The following is a 21,553-nucleotide window of genomic DNA, read 5'->3' on the forward strand; positions in this document are numbered from 1 at the left end:
GCCCCCTCCCCTCACCGACTTTCAACAAGGACCCCCATGTCTGATCAGACGAACAATCTTCGCGAGCGTGCCTACCGCATCCGCCGCTTTGCCCTGCGCATGGGCGAGGTGCAGGGCCAGGGCTACATCGGCCAGGCCCTCGGCTGGGCGGATGTGCTCGCGGTGGCCTATGGCCATGCCCTCAACTACCGCGCCGCCGAACCCGAGTGGGAAGGCCGCGACCGCTTCCTGCTCTCGCACGGCCACTACGCGATTGCCTTCTACGCGGCGCTGATCGAGGGCGGGATCATCCAGGAGAGCGAACTCGAAACCTACGGCAGCGACGACAGCCGCCTGCCGATGTCGGGCATGGCCACCTACACGCCGGGCATGGAGATGTCGGGCGGTTCGCTCGGCCAGGGCCTGCCGATCGCCGTGGGCATGGCCCTCGGCCTGCGCCAGAAGAAGAACCCGGCTTTCGTCTATGTGTCGATGTCCGACGGCGAACTCGACGAAGGCTCGGTGTGGGAGGCCGCGATGGGCGCTGCGCACCATCGGTTGTCGAACCTGATCTGCCTGGTCGACATCAACAACCAGCAGGCCGACGGCCCATCGAGCAAGGTGCTCGGCTTCGAGCCGTTGGCCGACAAGTGGGCGGCCTTCGGATGGGACGTGCAGCGTGTGGACGGCAACGACATGCCGGCCGTGCTGAAGGCTTTCTGCAACGCACGCGACCTGGCCGAGGCCAAGCCGCGCGTGATCCTGTTCGACACGCTGATGGGCAAGGGCGTGCCCTTTCTGGAGCAGCGCGAGAAGAACCACTTCATCCGGGTCGACCCGCCCGAATGGCAGCAAGCGCTGCAGATCCTGGACGACGGCTGGGCCGCCACCAGTCAAACCGAAGGAGCACTCGCATGAACACCGTCGTCGCAGAAACGAAGAAGCCGCGCCTGACCACCTCGGCGATGATCGCCTCGATCGCCTCCGAGGGACAGCGCGTCAAGGCCGCACCCTTCGGCAAGGCACTGGTGGAGTTGGGTGCGCAGCGTCCGGAGGTCGTCGGCATGACGGCCGACCTGGCCAAGTACACCGACCTGCATCTGTTCGCGCAGGCCTACCCGGAGCGCTTCCACCAGATGGGCATGGCCGAGCAACTGTTGCTCGCCGCAGCGGGCGGCATGGCCAAGGAAGGGCTGGTGCCCTTTGCAACCACCTACGCCGTGTTCGGAACGCGTCGCGCGTACGACTTCATCCACCAGGTGATTGCCGAGGAGAACCTCAACGTCAAGATGTGCTTCGCGCTGCCCGGCCTGACGACCGGCTATGGCCCCAGCCACCAGGCGACGGAGGACATCGCGATGATGCGCGGCATTCCCGGGCTGACGATCGTCGATCCGTGCGACGCGCTCGACATCGAGCAGGCCGTGCCGCAGATCGCGGCGCACAAGGGGCCGGTCTACATGCGCCTCCTGCGCGGCAACGTGCCGCTGGTGCTCGACGAGTACGACTACAAGTTCGAGCTCGGCAAGGCCAGGATGCTGCGCGACGGCAATGACGTGCTGGTCATCTCCAGCGGCTTCATGACGATGCGCGCGCTCGAAGTCGCGCAGGACCTGGCCGCGGACAACGTCGGCGTAGCCGTGCTGCACTGCCCCACCATCAAGCCGCTCGACGAAGCGGCCATCGTGGAGGCCGTTCGCTACAAGCATCGCCTCGTGGTGGTCGCCGAGAACCACTCCGTCATCGGCGGCCTGGGCGAGTCCGTCGCCAGCGCGCTGCTGCGGCATCGGGTGCAGCCGGCCGGCTTCGAGCTCGCCGGCTTGCCCGACGCCTTCCTCGACGCAGGCGCCTTGCCCACGCTGCACGAACGCTACGGCATCAGCCGCGAGGCCCTGGCCGCCCGCATCCGCAAGTGGCTCGGCTGAAGCCCCGCAATCCCCTTTCGTTCAACCCACTCAACGCAACACCTCCTTGGAGACCCACATGCTTCTCGCAGACAAAGTAGCCCTCATCACCGGCGGCGCCGGCCTCAATGGACTCGGCTTCGCCACCGCCCGCATGCTGGCGGCGCAAGGCGCCCGCGTCGTGATCCTCGACCTCGAACGCGCCGACCCGGCCGGCGCGGCCGCCAAGCTCGGTCCGCAGCACCTGGGCCTGGTGGCCGACGTCACGGACAAGGCCTCCTGCGAACGCGCGGCCAAGGCGGCCGTCGAGCAATGCGGCCGCATCGACATCCTGGTCAACAACGCCGGCATCACGCAGCCGCGCAAGACGGGAGACATCACCGGCGCGGACTACGACGCGGTGCTCGACGTCAGCCTGCGCGGCACGCTCTACATGTCGCAGGCGGTGCTGCCGGCGATGCGCGCGGCCAAGACCGGTTCCATCGTCTGCATCTCGTCGGTGTCGGCGCAGCGCGGCGGCGGCATCCTGGGCGGCCCGCACTACTCGGCAGCGAAGGCCGGCGTGTTGGGCCTCGCACGCGCCATGGCGCGCGAATTCGGCATCGACGGCATCCGCGTCAATTGCGTCACGCCCGGCCTGATCGCGACCGACATCAACAAGGGACTGATCCCCGATGACCGCATGCAGGGCATCCTGGACCAGATCCCGCTGAACCGCATCGGCGAGCCGGCCGACGTCGCCGGCTGCGTCGTCTTCCTCGCCAGTCCGCTGGCCAAGTACTGCACCGGCGTCACGCTCGACGTCAACGGCGGCATGTTGATCCACTGACCGGCTGATTCACACACCCCCAAGGAGACAACGATGACAAAGCCCGAAGCCTCGCGCCCCAGCCTCACCCGCCGCCAATGCCTGGCTGGCGCGGCCGCCCTCCCCCTGGTCGGCCTGCTGCCGCGGCGCGCGCATGCCGCCGAATTCACCTACAAGCTCGCCACCGGGCAGGACCCGAGCCACCCGGTCAACAAGCGGGCGCAGGAAGCCATCGACCGCATCAAGGAAGCGACCAAGGGCCGTCTGGAGATCCGCCTCTTCCCGGCCAACCAGTTGGGCTCGGACACGGACCTGCTGGCCCAGGTGCGCAACGGCGGCGTGGAGTTCTTCAACCAGGCCAGCTCGGTGCTCTCGACCCTGGTGCCGGCGGCAGGCATCGTCAATACCGGCTTTGCCTTCACCGACTATGACCAGGTCTGGAAGGCGGTGGACGGCCCGCTCGGCAAGTACGTGCGCGGCCAGATCGACAAGGTCGGCCTGCTCACCATGTCCAAGGCCTGGGACAACGGCTTCAGGCAGATCACCACCTCCACCAAGCCGATCAACACGCCCGACGACCTGCGCGGCCTGAAGCTGCGCGTGCCTTCGGCGCCGATGCTGTCGACGCTCTTCACAGCCCTGGGCGCGAGCCCGACGCCCATCAACTTCAACGAGGTGTATTCGGCGCTGCAGACCAAGCTGGTCGAAGGCCAGGAGAACCCGCTGGCGATCATCGCCACGGCGCGCCTGTACGAGGTGCAGAAGTACTGCAGCCTGAGCAACCACGTGTGGGATGCCTACTGGATCCTCGGCAACCGCAAGGCCGTGGACCGCCTGCCCAAGGACATCCAGGAGATCGTCTTCCGCGAGTTCGACAAGTCCGCCGATGACGAGCGCGCCGACATCGCCGCACTCAGCAAGTCGCTGCGCGGCGATCTGCAGGCCAAGGGCCTCCAGTTCATCGAGCCCGACAAGAAGGCGTTCAAGGCCACCCTCGCCAAGACCACCTTCTACAAGGACTGGCGCGGCAAGTTCGGCGAAGATGCATGGAAGCTGCTCGAGGAAAGCGCAGGGTCGCTCGCATGAGTGCAGTGCTTGCCCCGAGCACCGACGCTGCGCCCGGGTCCGCGTTGTCGGAGCTTGCCAACGCGATCCGCTTCCTGGCGATCGATGCGATCGTGCGTGCGGGTGAAGGGCACCAGGGCGTGCCGCTCGGCATGGCGGAGATCGCCACCGCGCTCTACACCCGCCACTTGAAGTTCCTGCCTGCCGACCCGACGTGGCCGGATCGCGATCGCGTCGTTCTGTCGAACGGCCATGGGTCGATGCTGCTCTACGCGCTGCTGTACCTGACGGGCTACGAGGCGATCTCGATCGATCAGGTCCAGCGCTTCCGCGAGATGGGGTCGCGCTGCGAAGGCCATCCCGAGATCGCGCCCGAGCACGGCATCGAGGTGACCACCGGCCCCCTCGGCCAGGGCATCGCCAACGCCTTCGGCATGGCCGTGGCGGAGGCCTACCTCAACGCGCGCTTCGGCAGCGGCCTGGTCGACCACCACACCTACGCCTTCGTCGGCGACGGCTGCCTGCAGGAAGGCATCGGCCAGGAAATGATCTCGCTGGCCGGCCATCTTCGCCTGGGCAAGCTGGTGCTGCTGTGGGATGACAACCGCATCACCGATGACGGCAGCACCGCGCTGTCGATCAGCGAGAACGTCGCGGAGCGCTTTCGTGTGGCGGACTGGCACGTGATCGAGGTCGACGGGCACGACCTCGAAGCGGTGTCGGCGGCATTGGCTGCCACGAAGCTCGACCCCCGTCCGTCGATGATCGCCTGCCGCACAGTCATCGCACGCGGCCTCGCGCGCCTCCAGGGCCAACGCGGCGGCCACAGCGGGCGCCTGCATCCCGAAGATGCGGACATCGCCCGCAAGGAGCTCGATTGGCCGCATGCGCCGTTCGAAGTGCCCCCGTCGGTGCTGAAGCCCTGGCGCGATGCCGGCCGGCGCAGCGAAGAGAAGCACGCAGCATGGCAAGCGCGGCACGCTGCGCTTGCCCAAGCGGAGCGCGCCGAGTTCGATCGCATCATGGCCGGCGAGCTGCCCGACGGCTGGCGCGAGACGCTGCTCGGCTACAAGCGACAGGCCACGGCGCGCAGCGAATCGCCCGGCGGCATCATGATCTCGGCCGAGATCAACGACCTGCTCACGGACGTGCTGCCCGAGCGCATGGTGGGCTGCGCCGACCTCGAGGCGCCGACCAGCCACAAGCGTCGGCTCGCGGCCTTCACCGCGGCCGATCGCGGCGGCGCGTATGTGCATTGCGGCGTACGCGAACACCTGATGGGTTCCATGGCCAACGGCATGGCCGCGCATGGCGGCGTCATCCCGCTGGCGGTCACCTACCTCGCCTTCTCGGATTACGAGCGGCCCGCCATGCGCATGGCGGCGCTGATGGGCCTGCCCGTCAAGTTCGTGTTCAGCCATGATTCGATCGGCGTCGGCAAGAACGGCCCCACGCACCAGCCGGTGGAGATCCTGGCCTCGCTGCGCGCCATGCCCAACATGCTGGTGCTGCGACCGGCCGATGCGGTCGAGGCCGCGGAATGCTGGGAGGTCGCGCTCGAACACCGCAGCGGGCCCGTCACGATGGTCTTCGCGCGACAGGCGCTGCCACTCGTGCGACGCACCTACCAGGCCGACAACCTCTCGCGCCGCGGTGGCTACGTGCTGGCCGAGGCCGAAGGTGGTCCGCGCCAGGTCACGCTCATGTCGACGGGCTCCGAAGTGACGATCGCCTTGCAGGCGCGCGCACTGCTGCAGGCCCAGGGCGTGCCCACCGGCGTGGTGTCGATGCCTTGCTGGGAACTCTTCGACGCACAGGACGCGGCCTACCGGGCCTCCGTCCTGCCGCCGGGCGGCGTCCGCGTGGCCGTGGAAGCCGCCGTGCGTTTCGGATGGGACCGCTACCTGGGCGAGCGCGGCGGATTCATCGGCATGACGGGCTTCGGCGCGTCCGGTCCCGCCGACGAACTGTATGAGCACTTCGGCATCGTGCCTTCGGCGGTGGTCGCCGAGGCGAAGCGATGCCTGCAATATGAAAACTGAAACGGACATCGCCATGCAGAAGATCGTTTTCCTGGACCGCGCGACCATCGCGCCGCAGATCCAGCTGCGCCGCCCGGCCTTCGAACACCAGTACGCGGAACACGCGTTCACCGCGCCAGACGAAGTCGCCGGACGACTGGAGGGGGCGACCATCGCCATCACCAACAAGGCGCCGATCACCGCCGCCACGCTGGAGCGCCTGCCCGCGCTGCGCCTCGTGGCGGTGGCGGCCACCGGCACCGACTGCGTCGACAAGGCCGCCTGCCAGGCGCGCGGCGTCGTGGTCGTCAATATCCGCGCCTATGCCGTCAACACGGTGCCCGAGCACACCTTCGCGCTGATCCTCGCACTGCGGCGCAACCTCGTCGCCTACCGCGAGTCCGTGCTCCGTGGCCGCTGGCAGGAGTCAGGACAATTCTGCTTCTTCGACCACCCCATCCGCGACCTCGCCGGTGCGAGGCTGGGCATCATCGGCGAAGGCGTCCTTGGACAGCGCGTCGCCGAGCTTGCCCGCGCCTTCGGCATGGTGCCGCTGTTCGCCGCCCACAAAGGCAAGAGCGGGCTGGGCCCGCTGTACACGCCGTGGCAGGAGGTCCTCGAGACCAGCGACATCATCACCCTGCATTCGCCGCTGACGAAGGACACGCGCGGAATGATCGCGATGCCGGAGTTCGAGGCCATGCGGCGGCGCCCGCTGATCGTCAACACCGCGCGCGGCGGGCTTGTGGACGAGGCCGATCTGGTGCGGGCGCTGGACGCCGGTCTCATCAGCGGTGCGGGATTCGACGTCGTCGATGGCGAGCCGCCCTCCCCCGGCAACCCGCTGATGCGCGCAGCTTCGCGTCACGACGTGATCCTTACGCCGCATGTGGCGTGGGCCTCCGACGAGGCCCAGCAGGCACTGGCAGACCAGCTGATGGACAACGTCGAGAACTTCGTCGCCGGCAAGCCGACGAACGTCGTTCTCGGTGCCTACTGATCGGTCGCCTTGCTGCCGAGATGGCACGCTGTTCCAAGACGATCGCGGACTCGGGCGCTACCGTTGACTTTGCCGGCCTGAAGGCTCATGAGCGCAATACTAGGGTTTACCCTATAATCGGGGCAACACACGCATTCGGGAGTTCCCCATGTTCACCGCCTTTCTCTGCCTTCTCGCCGTCGCTGGCATCGTCGCTTCGGGTTATGTGACCACGAAGAAGCTCGACGAACTGCACTGACCGACCGGTCCCAGTTGTCTCCTCCATCGTCCCTCGATGGATTAGCCCCCTCGCAGCAATGCGATGGGGCTTTTTTACGGCCGCGAGGTACCCCTGTCTCGGTGAGCCGGCTTGAGCCGCGGCGCATGCGCCGCCAGCGGGTGCCTGTCGGCAAGGCACCCCCGCCTACATCGTTGGCAACAAGCTGCCGACACCGGTCCTTTCGCCGTGCCAGGAAGCTCCGCAGTTCGACTCTCAAAAGGGAAACTGCCGTGCCTCCTACTCTGACAGAGCGGCCAGACGATTCGCTCGGCTCCATGCCGTCGACCAATACGTCGGCCTACGCCGGTCGTTCGATGATCTTGACGGCCTTCGACCGGTTTGCCTCGCGGGTCACCCGCTGGGCCGGCTCGCCGATCGCGTTCGCGCTTGCGCTTGCGTCCGTTGTTCTCTGGGCTGCGCTCGGTCATCTCTTCGCCTATTCGGAGAATTGGCAACTCGTCATCAACACCGGCACCACCATCGTCACGTTCCTGATGGTATTCATGATCCAGCAGAGCCAGAACAAGGACAGCATCGCATTGCACCTGAAACTCAACGAGCTGCTCGCGGCAAGCAAGCAGGCGAGCAACCGCATGATCGGGATCGAGGATCTGGACGAGCAGGACCTGCGCGAGGTCGCGGAGTTCTACGTGCGCTTGGCCGCACGTGCCAAGGACGGTGGCAAAGGGAAGGAAACACACTCCATCGACGAAGAAGGAATGCCGACCGATCTTCGACCTTCCTGATGCGCGGCGAAGCATGTTGCGCTTGAACATGCGCCTCGAAGCAGCAAGAATCGAAGCGATGAAATTGCGGCTCGTCCTTGCCGTTCTCGTGACAGCTGCCGCGTTGGCAGGGTGCGGCATCTTCGGCTGCGCGGGCGTCGGGGGGACTGGCGGCTACGCAGCCGGATGCAGCGCCGGCGTTCGCTTCTGACCTCTTCCTGCCACCCGCGCGATTCATCCACGCGTCGCGTTTTCCTTCATCTTGGCAAGCGTCACTGCCAACGCTGCGCCTCCGAGCATCTTGATCAGTCCAGCGTGTTGCGCATAGAACCGTCCGACCTCATCGACGATGCCAGGCTGGGTCTTCTCCGCGTGCGAGGCGATGTCTTTCACCTGATCGGGAGACAACTGGGAGGCCTGGTCCGGCGTCAGTTGCGTCTGCCCGGGTGCCATCATCTTGCCCAGGATGCCTCCCGCGATGCCTGACAGCGCGCCCGGCCCGAGCGAGGCGAGGATCTGATTCAGCACGCCGGCCTGCTGGTTCGCGTTGGAGTGCCCGAACAGCTGCCCCACCATATCGCCGAAGGGAGGTGTCTCGTCGGAGCGCATGGCGCCAGCGACGCCGGCGCCGAGTTCCTCCTGCGATGCCGTCTTTGCCACCTCATCGAAGTGCTGCTCGGGAGCGCCCGACAGCGCGCTTTGAAGAATGTCCATCAGTCCCATGGTGCGCCCCTTTCAGTCCTTGAGATCCGCCGGAACCTTGCCCCCGTTGGCGGCGACCTTGTTCATCACCTGACGGTGCAGCCACACGTTCATCGATGCCGAATCATTGGCATCCCCGGTGTAGTGAAGTTCCTGGGCGAGTTCCTTGCGCGCCTGCAATGAACTGTCGAGGCCAAGGAGCTTCATCAGGTCGACGATCGATGTCTTCCAGTTGAGTCGTTCCGCGGACTTGGCCGCCATGCCGTCGAGCATCTGCTCGACGTCGACCTCGGCCATCGGCGCGATTGGCGCTGATGCGGATGCAGCCGGCCCTGGACTCGCGCCCGGACCTGCGGCGCCGGGCGCTGCAGGTGCCGGCTGAAGCGTCGCGGTCGTTGTGTTTGTTGTGTTGGCCGCGTGCGAAGCCGGGAAGATCTTGCTGAAGATGTTGCTGAGAATGCCCATGATGTTCCTTTGGTGCGTTGATGACGAATGACAACCTGCTCAAGCTCAATGCATGACCAGCGAGAGGAGGATGGTGAGAATGGGCGCCGGGCTGGCCGCAACAATGGCCGCTTCTGATGGGAGCATGAGGTTTCTCCGTGAGGCGTTGGTGACACATGGGGACACCGGAGCCGCGCTGCGTTGGTAGGAAACAAGCCCGTCCGTGCGGAGGCGCTATTCCATTCCTGTGGCTATCAAACAGGCAACCCGTTTCGCCTGTTTCACAGGGCAATAACCCGCTTCACCTTGCCACTGCGACCGCGCAGCCCCGTCTCGCCGCTACGGCACTTGATGTGGACGCCGTCCGCGCCCTGCCCCACCAGAAAATGCGCCAGCACCTCCCGCGCCCGCTCCAGGCTCGAATCGGCTGTCTTGCCACGCAAACCCGTGCGCAGCAGCAGACGGCAGGCCCCTTGTTGCTCCAACTGAAAGTCGAACAGATCGGCTTCATCCTCCAGCACCGTGCTCAGGGCAAGCGGCGAGATATGGATCGTGCGCGCCCCGGGTCGAGCAAATTCCAAGGTGTCGTCGTTGCGTCCCTCGACCTCGATGGTCGGATGATGAGAGCCGCACGCACAGGGCGCGGCGTGCAACGTCACGCGGTCGCCCAGGTCGAAGCGGATCAGGGGTTGCACATGGTTGGCGAGGTTGGTCAGCAGGACCGTTGCACCGGCCTCCCCGACCGGCACCGCGCGGCCACGCGCGTCGACCGATTCGAGGATCGCCCAATCGCTGTTCAAGTGCAGGCTGCCGCAACGGCACTCGAAGGCCAAAGGGAGGAATTCCGAAGTACCGTAACTGTTGGTCACGCGGCAGTGCAGTGCCTGCTGCACATGCTCGCGGGTCGCCGCCGAGAGGTTTTCCCCACCCGTCCATACCTCGCCGGGGGCCGCGTCAAGCCGTCCGGCGAGCCGCTCTTCCGCCAACAGCACGGCGACGCTCGGATAGGTGGCGACCACTGTCGGCGCCAGCGCATTGAGTTCCGCGACCAGATCGCCGGCCGACTGCAGGAAGGAGATGCCGTGCAGGCCGCCAGCCATGGTCGGATTCAGGCGACGCAGGCGCTCCATCGACACCCAACTCGCGAAGTGTCCGCCCGTCGCGCCAACGAAGGCGACGCGCTCCCCGGCGGACCAGGGGTTGGCCGTCCTCTGAAGCGCGGGCCCGCGCCAGAAGCCGAGCGCGTCATACACCGCCATCGCCTTGGGATCCTGCACGAAAACCGCCGGTTCGCCGCTGCTGCCCGAACTCTCCCAGACCACGTAGCGGTCCATGAAAGGATCGGCAATGCGGGCGCGGTTGGATGCGAAGCGCCGAAGCGCATCGAGGCGTAGCGTCGGATCGGTGACCCAGTCTTCGAATCGGTCCATCAGTTCGGCCTTGTGCGCGATCGGAAGATCAGCGAGACACGAACGCGCCGGATCGCGGCCCGCGAAGACCTTGCGATAGTGCGCCGACCCGCGGGCCGCTGAACTCAGGAGGCTGGCCAGACGCTGCGCCCGGAGGCCGGCAAGCAGCGCCGCGCGCGCATGCGAAGCCCATGCGACGTCTACGGAGACGCAACTCGTCAGCCAGGGATCGAAGGGAGGCAGCATGAGGTGATGACGAACGCCCGCTGGTGATGAAGAAAGATCCGTCTGAGCGCTACCTGGCTTGCCGACTTTGGCAGTACTCGAAAAATGCTTCCAGCTCCGTTGATTTGTCGAACACCCGATCCGCGCCGGCCTCCTTGAAGGCGAGGCGCGTCGCCTGCGTCGGATAGTTGGTGAGGACGACCACACGCTGCTCGGACTCGCGACCGTCGCACCACCGCACAACGCCGATGCCCGTACCTTCCTTCAGGAAAAAATCCACGACAGCGAGATCCCACTTCTTCTTGTGATGCGCCAGCCAGTCGATCGCTTCACCCTCGGATTCGGCGATGCCAATCACGCGCGCGCAGCCGAGTTCTTCAAGAGCAGGGATGAGGTTCTCTCTGATCTGAGGGTTATCTTCGACGAGAAAAACGGAAATTGCCATATCGTGTCCCTGTAGAGCTCAAACTAAGGACGACGCCAGAAGGCGGCCGTGAGCCCTGAAGCCCTGTCGACGTAGGCGCTTTCGGCACGGGCGGATTCGCGAACTCGCGCGCAACGCAAAAAACACGCGGCCCTTAAGTTCGGTAGCGCACAGAGCGAACCTATACTTTGCGATGCTGGCGCCTTCCCGGTGCCACATGGCCAAGGTACATCGGATGGTCGACTTTGCGGACGTCTTGAAAAACGGTCTGTTGGCGGCCTTGCCGGAGGCGGAACTCCAGCGCTGGCTTCCGCAGTTCGAAGAGGTCGAGCTGCCTCTCGGACACGTGCTGTACGAGCCCGGCGCGACCATCACGCACGTCTACTTCCCGACGACCGCGATCGTCTCGCTGCTCTACCTGCTGGAGAACGGCGGGTCGGCGGAAATCGCAGTGGTCGGCCACGAGGGGATCGTGGGCATTGCCCTTTTCATGGGCGGCGGCTCTACGCCCAACCGCGCGATCGTCCAGAGCGGCGGCAAGGGTCTGCGGCTTGGCGCCAAGGCGGTGACCGAAGAGTTCAACCGTGCAGGTCCGGTGTTGCATCTCCTGCTGCGGTACACGCAGGCCCTCATTGCCCAGATGTCCCAGACAGCAGTGTGCAACCGCCACCACGAGCTGGACCAGCAGTTGTGCCGCTGGCTCTTGCTGAGCCTGGACCGTCTGCCCAGCAACGATCTGGTGATGACGCAGGAGCTGATCGCCAACATGCTGGGTGTGCGGCGCGAAGGCGTCACCGAGGCAGCGATGAAGCTGCAGGCAGACGGATTGATACGCTACTCGCGCGGACGCATCAAGGTCCTCGACCGGCCAGGGATCGAGGCTCGATCGTGCGAGTGCTATGCCGTGGTGAAGCAAGAGTACGACCGCCTCCTGCCGGACAAGCAGGCGACCTGACGCAGCACGCGCTCAGAAGGCGCATACTGGTTGCACCCCTCGACACGGCAGTCTCCACATAACAGTTCTCCGGTTTCCCCGTCACTCGGCGGCGCCACGCGCTCGGAGCACTTCTTGGCCAAAGTCGACAACCAGCTGATCAAGCTGCTGCCTCGCGGCGACCGACAGAAGCTGTTCTCCGCGAGCGATACCTTCGAACTCATCCTGAATGAGGTCCTCTCCGAACCGGGCGACAAGACGCGCTTCGCCTACTTCCCGAACGCTGGATTTGTCTCGCTCGTGATGCCGATGGAGGACCGGGCAGGCCTCGAGGTCGGAATGGTGGGTCGCGAAGGAATGGTCGGGGTGCACGCCGCCCTGGGAGTAGCGGTCGCGCCCCTGCGCGCGATCGTTCAAGGCCAGGGCTTCGCATTGCGCATCCCGGCCGAGGCCCTTCGCGCGCAACTCGGGGACAGTCCGGAACTGCGCCGGGTGCTGCATCGCTACGTCCATGTGCTCATGACGCAACTTGCCACCTCGGCCGCATGCCTGCGCCACCATCAGATCGGGCCGCGCCTGGCGCGCTGGCTTCTCATGACGCAGGACCGGGCATGCTCCGATCACTTTCGCGTGACACAGGAACTGCTGGCATACCTGCTGGGCGTGCGCCGCGTCGGCATCACCGCTGCCGCTGGCGCGCTGCAGCATGACGGTCTCATTCGATATGCGCGGGGCCACCTCACCGTGCTGGACCGCTCCGGACTGGAAAAAATTTCCTGCTACTGCTACGCGTCGGACCGTCGGGGATACAGCGAAATTCTTGGATGAGGATGCGTCATATTGTGCCAATGTACGGTGACGCACATAGGGCGCAGGCCCGAAGTCCTATCGTTGGGGTCGAGAACACCAGACGGGACCGAAGTGATCTCTCCACGCCCCTCCACCTCCCCCAACGAGAGTGCCAATACGCCGCGCATGGACGACCCACACGCCAGGCTCCGCGCGAGACTGCGGTGGGCAGTTGCCTGCGAGCGGCTCGACTTCGCCTTGACCCCGCGACCCGATGACGATCGCTCCATGGACCTGGAGCTTGCCATCAGTTTGGTGCAGGCTGCACTAGAAGAGGTCCGCGAGGCGTTCCGGTATTCGCGCTAAGGAGCAGCCGCGTCATGGCACGGCGCAGCACGTCTCGACCGGCGCCTGCAGGAACTCGCGACCTTCTGTAGGCCAATGTCGACGACCGACTTTCCCCCCCTCCGTGGGCGGTACCGCGCACCTATAGTCCATCGATCACAACCCACGGAGAAGATCCATGAACAAATACCTCGTTGCGCTGGCTGCCTCGCTCACTGTCTTCGCAGCAAGCGCGCAAGTTGGCACGGCCGCCAAAGAGGCCGGCAAGGCCACGGCCGAAACGGCAAAGCAAGGCGCGGAGAACACCAAGGCCGCGGTGACCAGCGAACCCTCGAGCTCCGTGCATTCCGCGAAAGCCAAGAGTCACAAGGCCAAGGCCAGTCATGCGGGCAAGAAGGCCAAGACAGCTGCAAAGAACACGGTGAGCTGACGTCCGGGGCCGGAGGCCGGCCCTGACCGTCCTCCGCCGCCCATGCTCGCGGCCTTGCGGAGCATCTCCACGAAAGGGTTCTCCCATGACTCCGAGTCGCCAACACCTTTCGATCACGGTGGATGACAGCACCGTCGACGGAGAGCTGGTGACCGCGCCCTCGCTGCTGCCGGGCATCCTCCTCGTGCATGGCTGGGACAGCGATCAGGCGCACTATCAGTCGCGGGCCGAGGACATGGCTGCCCTCGGCTGCATTTGCCTGACCTTCGACCTGCGCGGACACGGTCGACAAGAGGCGCTCCGCAAGTCCGTCACGCGCGAACAGAACCTGCGGGATGTGCTGGCCGCGTTCGACACGCTGACGCATCACGCATCGATCGATCCGCAGCGCGTCGGCATCGTGGGCACGAGCTACGGCGGCTACCTGGCAGCCATCGTCAGCGGGATGCGCGACGTGCGGTGGCTGGCCCTGCGCGTTCCGGCGCCCTACCCGGACGAAGGATGGGACTTGCCCAAGTTCTCCCTCGACCGTGCAGCGCTCGATGCCTACCGTTCACGGGTCCAGCCACCCGGCGCGGACCGCGCGCTCTCGGCATGCCTGGCCTTTCGCGGCGATGCCCTGGTCGTCGGATCGGCAAACGACGACACCGTGCCCGCGACAGGCATCGCGAGCTATGTGCTGTCGTTCAGGAACGCGCGGTCGCTGACGCATCGCAGCCTGGAAGGTGCGGACCATGCGTTGTCCGACGATCGAAGCCGGCGGGCCTACGATCTGTTGCTCTGGGGATGGTTGACCGAAATGATCCTCGGTGCGCGCAGGCCACTGCTCGGCTGAATGGGCGGGTGGCTACCAGGTGCTCTGCGGAAAGTGCCCCACCGGATACGCCTGATTGTCGTGCTCGATGCGAAACGGCGACTGCACCTGAGTAAGGCTATGCCGGTGCACCAGATGATCCGCCAGGATCTCCTGCACGGGGTGGTCGACGACGACCTCCCTCGGGTAGTCCGAGCGATGCGAAAGGTGAACGTGCAGGCCAGCCATGGCGGCATTCAAATCGTCCGCCAGCACCCTCTTCTTGTGCCAGTTGTTACGGTTGATCCGCCTCCACACAAACACGAACGTGCTGCCCATCGTAGTTTCCCCATGCATCGGCGCCCGGCGACCGGGCGAGGACTTTACTGCGCGCGCCGCCGCTTCGCAACGGTAGTTCATCCAGAAATGGGCGCAGTTTCGGTGCGGTCGAACGAGCAAACTCCGTGCCGAGCGAAGCCTGCGCCGTCGAGGCCTCACGCCTCGTCAGAATCGCTCGATCGGACACGCGTTGACAACCGCCTCGGGCTTTGCGCTTGTCCGCGGCCTGGCTGTCACTGCGCTTGCCTGGCATCGCGCCGCACCGCTTGCGGCGGCACGCCAATGCCGCGCATGAAGGCCTCGCGCATATGACGCCGATCACGAAAACCTGTTTCCCTGGCCACCACTTCCAGCGGGTGCCGGCTGCTCTCGATCATCAGCCTTGCAGCTTCGAGTCGGAGCCCCTCGACCGCCTTGGCGGGTGATTGCCCCGTTTCGGCCGTGAACACGCGGCTGAACTGGCGTGGGCTGAGGCGCGCGGCCTCGGCCAGCTGCTCCACGCTCAGTGGCTGCGCGAGGTTGCGCCGCGCATGTTCCAGCGCCTGCTGGATGCGGTCTGATTTGGGTGCGAGCTTGAGCAACTCGGAGTGCTGCGATTGCCCGCCCAGGCGGCGCTGGTGCATGACCAGCTGGTGCGCCACCGAGCGCGCCACCTCGGCCCCCAGATCGTTCTCCACCAACGCCAGTGCCAGATCCAGCTCTGCCGTCATGCCCGCAGACGTCCACACCGATTCGTCGGCGATATAGATGCGGTCGGCCTCGACCTGGGCGCGGGGGTGGCGCTGCTGCAGGACTGGCGCCCATGCCCAGTGCGTCGTGACGCGTCGCCCGTCGAGCAGGCCCGCATCGCCCAGAACGAAGGCCCCGGTGCACAAGCCGGCAATGCGCCGCGCGCGCGCGGCGATCTTGCCCACCAGCCGCGGCAACTCAGGCGGCAGGGGCATCGATGGCGGCGCGGAGACCCCGGCCACCAGCCAGGTGTCGGCACTGCTGCGCCCCGTGAGCGGCCGCGCGTTGACGCTGACGCCGGCCGATGCACGCACCGCACCGCCCAGCGCGTAGTTCTCCACGCTGTAGTAGGGCTGGCGCAACACCACGTTGGCGAACTCGAACACGGCATGCGTGGCTAAGGCCATGACCTGAAAACCTTCGGGGAGCACATAGCCGATGCGGCGCATGAGAATTTTCCGTTTTGTGAACATGTCCTGTTTCATGACTATATACGTCATTTACGCCATAGAGCGCAGCGTGCACGATGCCCCTCATCGAGACCAGGCCTCACTCACTACGCTTTCCCGGCGGGGAACCGCCACCCTCGCCTCGCAGACCAATCACTTCAAGGAATGACCCCATGAAAGCCCTCATCTCCGCCTATGCGCGCTCGCCCTTTCACTTCGCCCGCAAGGGCCGCCTTGCCGAGGTGCGGCCGGACACGCTGGCCGCGCAGGTCGTGCAAGGCCTGCTGAAGCGCACCGACCTGGACCCGGCGCTGCTGGAGGACGTGATCCTCGGCTGCGCCTACCCCGAGGCCGCGCAGGGCAACAACCTGGCGCGCATCGTCGGCCTGCTGGCCGGCCTGCCGGAGGCCGTGGGCGGCATGACGGTGAACCGCTTCTGCGGCTCGTCGATGCAGGCGGTGCACATCGCCGCGGCGCAGATCGAGGCGGGCATGGGCGACGCCTTCCTGTGCGTGGGCGTCGAATCGATGACGATGGTGCCGCAGGGCGGCTTCAACTTTTCGCCCAATCCCGAACTGAAAGCCAACAGCGCTGCCTATCTGTCCATGGGCGAAACGGCAGAGAACGTGGCGCAGCGCTGGAATGTGAACCGCGAGGACCAGGACCGGCTGGCGCTCCAGTCGCACCAGAAAGCTGCCGCCGCCCGGGAGCAAGGCCGTCTGGCCGATGAGATCGTGCCGATTCGCCTGCCCAATGGCGAACTGGTCGATGCCGACGGCTGCATCCGCCCCGGCACCACGCTGGAGGCGCTGGCCGCCCTGAAGCCGGCTTTCCGGCCCGATGGTGTGGTGACGGCCGGTACCTCGTCGCCACTGACCGATGGCGCTGCCGCGGTGCTGGTCGTGAGCGACGATTTTGCGCAGCGCCACGGGCTGCAAGCGCTGGCGCGCGTGCGCAGCTTCGCGACGGTCGGCGTCGATCCGGCCATCATGGGCATCGGCCCGATCCCCGCCACGCGCAAGGCACTGGCGCGCGCCGGCCTGACGGTGGCCGATCTGGACGTGGTCGAGATCAACGAGGCGTTCTCTTCGCAGGCGCTGGCCTGCATCCGCGACCTGGGGCTGGACATGGAAACGGTGAATGTCGACGGCGGCGGCATGGCCATCGGCCATCCGCTGGGCGCCACCGGCGCGCGCATCACCGGCAAGGCCGCCGCGCTGTTGGCGCGTCATCAGGGCCGCTATGCCCTTTCCACGCAGTGCATCGGCGGCGGACAAGGCATCGCCACGGTGCTCGAACGGCCTTGAGACACTGCCTCCCTGAACACGCCGAGCACTCCGTCCTAAAAGGTGGCAAATACGACATTGCGGCCATCCGCCCCTCTGCGTATTCTTCTCTTCAAGTCGATGCATTTGGCGTCGACCCTTGAACAAACGCCGATGAAGGACATCCCCATGATCAGCCGCAAACTCTTCGCCGCCGCCAGCCTCGCCCTGGCAGCGCTCACCACCCAAGCCGAGCCGGTCAAGGTTCGCGACTTCGACGTCTTCGTGGACCCGCCCACGGCCTTCGTCTTCGTCAAGCTTTCACAAGGGTGGAAGTTCGTCGGCAAGATCGACCCCAAGGCGCTCGCCGACCTGCCAGCGACAGTGCACACCTCGCTGCTGTCGCCGGACCAGGACGAGCAAACCGCAGATTCCGGGCGCTCGACCGGCCTCGTCAAGTGACGTCGGCGGCGGCCCTTGGGTCGCGCACCCGCGGGCACTGACCGGCGGCTTCCTCCACGAGCGCCACGCGGAGTCCCCGCACACCGCGCAGTGCGTTCAGGCCGGTCCGTCGAGGACGATCTGCCCGGCAGTCAGCGTGTTGACGGAAGCGCCGGCAATCTCCATCAGCACGCTGGCACGGTCGGCGGCCATGTAAGCCGTGAGGTGCTGTACCGGGCGCTCATCCATATCGTGCATCAGGCGCACCAGTTTCAGGATCGGCGCGCCAACTTCGGTGCGTAGCAGGCCTGCGCGCAGCGGGTCGCCGACAGTCGCACTGATTTCCTGCACCACGCGTCCGAACTCGACACCCTGTGCCATCAGGATTTCGTAGAGCGCCTTCTTCCTGAGGGCCGCTTCGGTGACGCGTTTGCCCAGGTGCGCCGGCACCCAGGCATCGGTCAGCATGGCCGGCTCGCCCTTGCGGTTGATGCGCAACCGCAGTGCATGCATCGCTTTTTCGCCGGCCGCCAATTGCAGCAGGAGACCGACGTCGCGGGGCGGCACGGCCTGCTCGACCTGCAGCACCTGCACCACCGTCTCCGTTGCAGTCTGGCGCAGGCTGTCGATCACGCTCAGGCTGGGCGCCGGGCGCGCCAGCGCAGGCGCACCCAGCACGAATGTGCCGCGGCCATGTCGACGCTCGACCACCCCCAATGCCGCCAGATCGGCCAGCGCGCGCCGCACCGTGATGCGCGACACGCCGAAGCGCTCGCACAGCGCTTCTTCGTTCGGCAATGCGCCGTCGGGAAACAGCCCGCGCGAGATCTCGTCGCGCAGCACCAGGAAGATCTGGCGATGCAGCGCGGTGCCTCTTGCGGCGTTCAAGGGTGTGGGGGTGGCGGTCGACGTGTTCATGGGGCGAAGGATAACGGGTTGACATGTCGTTATGTTGTGATATTCTTAATACAACTTGACGTGGCACCACCCGATGCCGCCCGCCGACGACTCCGCGAAAGGCCCTCCCCCCATGACGACTCCCTCCCTCCGCGAACAACTCGCCGCGCCCGGCATGGTGATCGCCCCCGGCGCCTACGACGGCATCGGCGCACGCCTGATCGAACAGGCCGGCTTCAGCGCGGTCTACATGACCGGCGCCGGCACCTCGGCGGCGCGCGGCTATCCCGACTTCGGTCTGCTCGACATGGGCGAGATGGTGGCGAACGCAGGCGCCATGGCGCGCGCCATCAACGTCCCGCTGATCGCCGACGCCGACACCGGCTACGGCAACGAGCTGAACGTGACGCGCACCGTGCGCGAGTACGAGCTGCGTGGCGTGGCCGCCATCCACATCGAGGACCAGGTCGCGCCCAAGCGCTGCGGCCATCTCGATGGCAAGGAAGTGGTGTCGCGCGAGGAGTTCGTCTCCAAGATCCGCGCCGCGGTCGAGGCGCGACGCTCGAAGGAATTCCTCATCATCGCCCGCACCGATTCGCGCGCCATGATGAGCATGGACGAAGCCATCTGGCGCGGCAATGCGGCCCTGGAGGCCGGCGCCGACATGGTCTTCGTCGAGGCCACGCAAACACTGGAGGAAGTGGCCGCCGTACCCAGGAACGTCCGTGGGCCGTGCCTTCTGAACGTGGTGCCCGGCGGCCGCACGCCGATCTTCGATCTGCGCGAAGCCGAGGCCATGGGCTACAAGCTCGCGATCCTGCCCGGCCTGATGCTGGTCGCCGCCATCCAGGCCGGCGACGCCGCGCTGGCCCAACTGAAGGCCACGCGCAAGCCGCCGGAGGTGACGCAGAACGTGGCGCAGACCTTCCGCCGTTTCGGCGCCGACGAATGGGATGCACTGCGCACGCGTTTCAACGCGGGCGCCACCATGGACGGCACGCGTTTCAACGCGGGCGCCAGCATGGACGGCACGCGTTCAAGCGCCGGCTCGACGACGGAAAAGAAGTGAGCCGGCGATGACTGCGCGCACACTCTTCGACAAACTTTGGGACGCCCACGTCATTCGCGACCTCGGCGATGGATGGGCACTGCTGCACATCGATCGCCATCTGCTGCACGACCTGTCGGGCCCTCCCGCGCTGGCCGAAGTCACCGGCCGCGGCATGAAGCTGCACGACCCTGAACTGGTGTTCGCGACGCCCGACCATTCGATGTCGAGCCTGCCTGGTCGCAACGGCCTCACCTACGTGCCCGGCGGAAAGCTCTGGACCGCGCTGCGCGACCGCACGCGCTCGGCGGGCGTGCGCCTGTTCGATCTGGGGCAGCCGGGCCAGGGCATCGTGCATGTGATGGGCCCGGAGCTCGGCATCGTGCTGCCCGGACTCACCGTGATCTGCGGCGACAGCCACACCTGCACCAACGGCGGACTGGGCGCGATGGCCTTCGGCGTCGGTTCCTCGGAGAGCACGCACGCGCTTGCGACGCAGACCCTGCGCCAGCAGAAGCCAAGGCAGATGCGCATCCGTTGCGAAGGCACCCTACGCGCCGGCGTCACCGCCAAGGACCTGGCGCTGCACATCATCGGCAAGCTCGGCGCCGCGGCAGGCGTTGCGCATGCCATCGAGTTCGCCGGCCCGACGATCGAGGCGATGGAGGTCGAAGGCCGGCTGACCCTTTGCAACCTGTCGGTCGAACTCGGCGCGCGCTTCGGCATGGTGGCACCCGACCAGCGCACATTCGACTACCTGCGCGGCCGTCCGTTTGCGCCGCAGGGCGAGGCCTTCGACGCGGCCGTCGCACAGTGGCGCGAGCTGCCGACCGACGCCGTCGCACGCTTCGATCGCGAGGAAATCATCGACGCGTCGGCCGTGCGCCCGACCATCACCTGGGGCACCAGCCCCGAGCACGCGATCGCGATCGACGGCCGCGTGCCCGATCCGCGCGATGCGGCGGACGAAGCGCAGCGCGGCACGCTCGCCGCTGCGCTCGACTACATGGGTCTGCAGGCAGGCCAGGCGATCGCCGGCACGCCGGTCGACTGGGTGTTCATCGGCTCATGCGCCAACTCGCGCATCACCGACCTGCGCGCCGCTGCCGCCGTCGTGCGCGGCAAGCATGTCGCGGCCGGCGTCACGGCTTGGGTCGTGCCCGGATCGGAAAACGTCAAGCGCGCCGCCGAAGCCGAGGGCCTGCACGATGTCTTCAAGGCGGCCGGCTTCGCCTGGCGCGAGCCCGGCTGCAGCATGTGCGTGGCGGCCAACGGCGAGCAGGTGCCGCCGCAGCAACGCTCAGTCTCGACCTCGAACCGCAACTTCGTCGGACGGCAGGGACCGGGCGCGCGCACCCACCTCGCCAGCCCGGCGATGGCCGCGGCCGCCGCCATCGCCGGCGTCATCACCGATCTCGCACAGGCCTGAACATGTCGATGCAACCCTTCACCATCGTCACCGGCGCGGCACCCTACCTGTCGCGCGCCAACATCGACACCGACGTCATCATCCGGATCGAACGCCTGACCTCGCTCGCACGCGAAGAACTCGGCCCGTATGCGATGGAAGCGCTGCGCTACCGCGAGGACGGCAGCGAGGACCCGGACTTCATCCTGAACCAGCCTGCGTTCCGCGGCGCGCCGATCCTCCTGGCCGGCGACAACTTCGGCTGCGGTTCATCGCGCGAAGGCGCGGTGTGGGCGCTGCAGGGCATCGGCGTGCGCTGCGTGATCGCGCCGAGCTTCGGAGACATCTTCTACAGCAACTGCTTCCAGAACGGCGTGCTGCCCATCCGGTTGCCGGCGGCCGAGGTCGAGGCCTTCGCCGCCGCGTGCGCCGGCGGCGCGGCGATGACGGTCGACCTGACAAGGCGCAAGTTGATGGCGCCCCACGGCACCGAGTCGGGCTTCGTGGTCGACCCACTGCGTCGCGAGGGCTTGCTGCACGGCCTGGACGACATCGGCCTCACGATGAAGGACGACGCGCTGATCCGTGAATGGCAGCAGGCCGATCGCATCCGTCGCCCGTGGGCTTGGCCGAGCGCCACGGTCGCCGTCGGCTGAGCCACCGGCGTACGCCCGATCCCTCAAGACGACAGGCGCCCGCAGCGACCGCGCCGCTGCGACGA

23 protein-coding genes are annotated in these 21,553 nt (G+C 66.6%); 16 read left to right on the forward strand and 7 right to left on the reverse strand.

Translation table 11 applies throughout. The annotated features are described in order from the left end of the window. Positions 1-36 precede the first annotated feature (36 nt). The 7 genes from ACSFBL_RS00160 to ACSFBL_RS00190 all read left to right on the forward strand — a co-directional run bounded on the left by ACSFBL_RS00160 (position 37) and on the right by ACSFBL_RS00190 (position 7,782). Positions 37-897 carry a transketolase gene (locus ACSFBL_RS00160; RefSeq protein WP_435513710.1) on the forward strand — a complete coding sequence of 287 codons (861 nt, stop codon included), beginning with the start codon at positions 37-39 and terminating at the stop codon, positions 895-897. Next, a complete protein-coding gene (locus ACSFBL_RS00165; RefSeq protein ID WP_435513711.1) occupies positions 894-1,904 on the forward strand; it encodes a transketolase family protein in 1,011 nt (336 codons plus the stop codon). The genes ACSFBL_RS00160 and ACSFBL_RS00165 overlap by 4 nt, the downstream gene beginning before the upstream one ends. A gap of 58 nt (positions 1,905-1,962) precedes the next feature. Beyond that, a complete protein-coding gene (locus ACSFBL_RS00170; protein ID WP_435513712.1) occupies positions 1,963-2,712 on the forward strand; it encodes an SDR family NAD(P)-dependent oxidoreductase in 750 nt (249 codons plus the stop codon). A 33-nt stretch (positions 2,713-2,745) separates the two neighbouring features. Then, positions 2,746-3,777, forward strand: coding sequence for a TRAP transporter substrate-binding protein (locus tag ACSFBL_RS00175; RefSeq protein ID WP_435513713.1), 1,032 nt, complete (start codon positions 2,746-2,748; stop codon positions 3,775-3,777). Next, complete coding sequence (tkt, locus tag ACSFBL_RS00180; protein WP_435513714.1) at positions 3,774-5,798, forward strand: transketolase; 2,025 nt, start codon at positions 3,774-3,776, stop codon at positions 5,796-5,798. Before ACSFBL_RS00175 ends, tkt begins: the two co-directional genes overlap by 4 nt. A gap of 13 nt (positions 5,799-5,811) precedes the next feature. Continuing rightward, positions 5,812-6,777, forward strand: coding sequence for a D-2-hydroxyacid dehydrogenase (locus tag ACSFBL_RS00185; RefSeq protein WP_435513715.1), 966 nt, complete (start codon positions 5,812-5,814; stop codon positions 6,775-6,777). 573 nt (positions 6,778-7,350) lie between these two features. Beyond that, positions 7,351-7,782: a low affinity iron permease family protein gene (locus ACSFBL_RS00190; protein ID WP_435514504.1), complete on the forward strand. Its 432-nt coding sequence runs from the start codon at positions 7,351-7,353 to the stop codon at positions 7,780-7,782. Between the two features lie 213 nt (positions 7,783-7,995). Here ACSFBL_RS00190 and ACSFBL_RS00195 read toward each other — a convergent pair whose 3' ends face one another. The 4 genes from ACSFBL_RS00195 to ACSFBL_RS00210 form a co-directional block, all read right to left on the reverse strand. After that, the gene (locus ACSFBL_RS00195) at positions 7,996-8,484 is read right to left on the reverse strand and encodes a hypothetical protein (protein ID WP_435513716.1); all 489 of its coding nucleotides are present in this window, start codon (positions 8,482-8,484) and stop codon (positions 7,996-7,998) included. Between the two features lie 12 nt (positions 8,485-8,496). Continuing rightward, positions 8,497-8,928, reverse strand: coding sequence for a DUF3597 domain-containing protein (locus tag ACSFBL_RS00200; protein ID WP_435513717.1), 432 nt, complete (start codon positions 8,926-8,928; stop codon positions 8,497-8,499). Between the two features lie 260 nt (positions 8,929-9,188). Next, positions 9,189-10,241 (reverse strand): phenylacetate--CoA ligase family protein, encoded by a 1,053-nt coding sequence (locus ACSFBL_RS00205; RefSeq protein WP_435513718.1) that lies wholly within the window; start codon positions 10,239-10,241, stop codon positions 9,189-9,191. Positions 10,242-10,611: 370 nt separating this feature from the next. Next, entirely contained in the window at positions 10,612-10,986 is a 375-nt protein-coding gene (locus tag ACSFBL_RS00210) for a response regulator (RefSeq protein ID WP_435513719.1), read from the reverse strand. Positions 10,987-11,200: 214 nt separating this feature from the next. On the opposite strand from ACSFBL_RS00210, the gene ACSFBL_RS00215 reads away from it, so the two are divergent. From ACSFBL_RS00215 to ACSFBL_RS00230, 4 genes are all read left to right on the forward strand, one after another. After that, positions 11,201-11,920, forward strand: a complete 720-nt coding sequence (locus ACSFBL_RS00215) for a Crp/Fnr family transcriptional regulator (protein WP_435514505.1) — start codon at positions 11,201-11,203, stop codon at positions 11,918-11,920. Positions 11,921-12,034: 114 nt separating this feature from the next. Next, positions 12,035-12,727 (forward strand): Crp/Fnr family transcriptional regulator, encoded by a 693-nt coding sequence (locus ACSFBL_RS00220; RefSeq protein WP_435513720.1) that lies wholly within the window; start codon positions 12,035-12,037, stop codon positions 12,725-12,727. A 484-nt stretch (positions 12,728-13,211) separates the two neighbouring features. Then, positions 13,212-13,463: a hypothetical protein gene (locus ACSFBL_RS00225; RefSeq protein ID WP_435513721.1), complete on the forward strand. Its 252-nt coding sequence runs from the start codon at positions 13,212-13,214 to the stop codon at positions 13,461-13,463. An 85-nt stretch (positions 13,464-13,548) separates the two neighbouring features. After that, complete coding sequence (locus ACSFBL_RS00230; RefSeq protein WP_435513722.1) at positions 13,549-14,298, forward strand: alpha/beta hydrolase family protein; 750 nt, start codon at positions 13,549-13,551, stop codon at positions 14,296-14,298. 12 nt (positions 14,299-14,310) lie between these two features. Here ACSFBL_RS00230 and ACSFBL_RS00235 read toward each other — a convergent pair whose 3' ends face one another. Together ACSFBL_RS00235 and ACSFBL_RS00240 are read right to left on the reverse strand one after the other, a co-directional pair. Next, the gene (locus ACSFBL_RS00235; protein ID WP_435513723.1) at positions 14,311-14,595 is read right to left on the reverse strand and encodes a hypothetical protein; all 285 of its coding nucleotides are present in this window, start codon (positions 14,593-14,595) and stop codon (positions 14,311-14,313) included. Positions 14,596-14,828: 233 nt separating this feature from the next. Continuing rightward, positions 14,829-15,773, reverse strand: a complete 945-nt coding sequence (locus ACSFBL_RS00240; RefSeq protein ID WP_435514506.1) for a GlxA family transcriptional regulator — start codon at positions 15,771-15,773, stop codon at positions 14,829-14,831. Between the two features lie 173 nt (positions 15,774-15,946). Here ACSFBL_RS00240 and ACSFBL_RS00245 point away from each other — a divergent pair, with 173 nt between their 5' ends. Further along, a complete protein-coding gene (locus tag ACSFBL_RS00245; RefSeq protein WP_435513724.1) occupies positions 15,947-17,080 on the forward strand; it encodes a thiolase family protein in 1,134 nt (377 codons plus the stop codon). Positions 17,081-17,227: 147 nt separating this feature from the next. Then, positions 17,228-17,500, forward strand: a complete 273-nt coding sequence (locus tag ACSFBL_RS00250; RefSeq protein ID WP_435513725.1) for a hypothetical protein — start codon at positions 17,228-17,230, stop codon at positions 17,498-17,500. 96 nt (positions 17,501-17,596) lie between these two features. On the opposite strand, the gene ACSFBL_RS00255 is transcribed toward ACSFBL_RS00250, so the two are convergent. Beyond that, positions 17,597-18,397 (reverse strand): GntR family transcriptional regulator, encoded by an 801-nt coding sequence (locus tag ACSFBL_RS00255; RefSeq protein ID WP_435513726.1) that lies wholly within the window; start codon positions 18,395-18,397, stop codon positions 17,597-17,599. A gap of 112 nt (positions 18,398-18,509) precedes the next feature. Between ACSFBL_RS00255 and ACSFBL_RS00260 the strand changes: the two genes are divergently transcribed. Genes ACSFBL_RS00260 through leuD form a run of 3 tightly spaced genes read left to right on the forward strand, consistent with a single transcriptional unit; the run spans position 18,510 to position 21,488 of the window. After that, positions 18,510-19,445 (forward strand): isocitrate lyase/PEP mutase family protein, encoded by a 936-nt coding sequence (locus ACSFBL_RS00260; protein WP_435513727.1) that lies wholly within the window; start codon positions 18,510-18,512, stop codon positions 19,443-19,445. 7 nt (positions 19,446-19,452) lie between these two features. After that, entirely contained in the window at positions 19,453-20,853 is a 1,401-nt protein-coding gene (gene leuC, locus ACSFBL_RS00265; RefSeq protein WP_435513728.1) for a 3-isopropylmalate dehydratase large subunit, read from the forward strand. A gap of 8 nt (positions 20,854-20,861) precedes the next feature. Next, positions 20,862-21,488, forward strand: a complete 627-nt coding sequence (gene leuD / locus ACSFBL_RS00270; protein WP_435513729.1) for a 3-isopropylmalate dehydratase small subunit — start codon at positions 20,862-20,864, stop codon at positions 21,486-21,488. The last annotated feature ends 65 nt before the right edge of the window (positions 21,489-21,553 follow it).

The organism is Variovorax glacialis (assembly GCF_051216375.1).
Classification (GTDB): Bacteria; Pseudomonadota; Gammaproteobacteria; order Burkholderiales; family Burkholderiaceae_C; genus Variovorax.

Excerpts from the sequence above, each read along its gene's own strand:
- ACSFBL_RS00160 (WP_435513710.1), top strand. The coding sequence starts at position 37 with ATGTCTGATCAGACGAACAATCTTCGCGAGCGTGCCTACCGCATCCGC.
- ACSFBL_RS00165 (WP_435513711.1), top strand. The coding sequence starts at position 894 with ATGAACACCGTCGTCGCAGAAACGAAGAAGCCGCGCCTGACCACCTCG.
- ACSFBL_RS00170 (WP_435513712.1), top strand. The coding sequence starts at position 1,963 with ATGCTTCTCGCAGACAAAGTAGCCCTCATCACCGGCGGCGCCGGCCTC.
- ACSFBL_RS00175 (WP_435513713.1), top strand. The coding sequence starts at position 2,746 with ATGACAAAGCCCGAAGCCTCGCGCCCCAGCCTCACCCGCCGCCAATGC.
- tkt (WP_435513714.1), top strand. The coding sequence starts at position 3,774 with ATGAGTGCAGTGCTTGCCCCGAGCACCGACGCTGCGCCCGGGTCCGCG.
- ACSFBL_RS00185 (WP_435513715.1), top strand. The coding sequence starts at position 5,812 with ATGCAGAAGATCGTTTTCCTGGACCGCGCGACCATCGCGCCGCAGATC.
- ACSFBL_RS00190 (WP_435514504.1), top strand. The coding sequence starts at position 7,351 with ATGATCTTGACGGCCTTCGACCGGTTTGCCTCGCGGGTCACCCGCTGG.
- ACSFBL_RS00195 (WP_435513716.1), bottom strand. The coding sequence starts at position 8,484 with ATGGGACTGATGGACATTCTTCAAAGCGCGCTGTCGGGCGCTCCCGAG.
- ACSFBL_RS00200 (WP_435513717.1), bottom strand. The coding sequence starts at position 8,928 with ATGGGCATTCTCAGCAACATCTTCAGCAAGATCTTCCCGGCTTCGCAC.
- ACSFBL_RS00205 (WP_435513718.1), bottom strand. The coding sequence starts at position 10,241 with ATGGACCGCTACGTGGTCTGGGAGAGTTCGGGCAGCAGCGGCGAACCG.
- ACSFBL_RS00210 (WP_435513719.1), bottom strand. The coding sequence starts at position 10,986 with ATGGCAATTTCCGTTTTTCTCGTCGAAGATAACCCTCAGATCAGAGAG.
- ACSFBL_RS00215 (WP_435514505.1), top strand. The coding sequence starts at position 11,201 with ATGGTCGACTTTGCGGACGTCTTGAAAAACGGTCTGTTGGCGGCCTTG.
- ACSFBL_RS00225 (WP_435513721.1), top strand. The coding sequence starts at position 13,212 with ATGAACAAATACCTCGTTGCGCTGGCTGCCTCGCTCACTGTCTTCGCA.
- ACSFBL_RS00230 (WP_435513722.1), top strand. The coding sequence starts at position 13,549 with ATGACTCCGAGTCGCCAACACCTTTCGATCACGGTGGATGACAGCACC.
- ACSFBL_RS00235 (WP_435513723.1), bottom strand. The coding sequence starts at position 14,595 with ATGGGCAGCACGTTCGTGTTTGTGTGGAGGCGGATCAACCGTAACAAC.
- ACSFBL_RS00240 (WP_435514506.1), bottom strand. The coding sequence starts at position 15,773 with ATGCGCCGCATCGGCTATGTGCTCCCCGAAGGTTTTCAGGTCATGGCC.
- ACSFBL_RS00245 (WP_435513724.1), top strand. The coding sequence starts at position 15,947 with ATGAAAGCCCTCATCTCCGCCTATGCGCGCTCGCCCTTTCACTTCGCC.
- ACSFBL_RS00250 (WP_435513725.1), top strand. The coding sequence starts at position 17,228 with ATGATCAGCCGCAAACTCTTCGCCGCCGCCAGCCTCGCCCTGGCAGCG.
- ACSFBL_RS00255 (WP_435513726.1), bottom strand. The coding sequence starts at position 18,397 with ATGAACACGTCGACCGCCACCCCCACACCCTTGAACGCCGCAAGAGGC.
- ACSFBL_RS00260 (WP_435513727.1), top strand. The coding sequence starts at position 18,510 with ATGACGACTCCCTCCCTCCGCGAACAACTCGCCGCGCCCGGCATGGTG.
- leuC (WP_435513728.1), top strand. The coding sequence starts at position 19,453 with ATGACTGCGCGCACACTCTTCGACAAACTTTGGGACGCCCACGTCATT.
- leuD (WP_435513729.1), top strand. The coding sequence starts at position 20,862 with ATGCAACCCTTCACCATCGTCACCGGCGCGGCACCCTACCTGTCGCGC.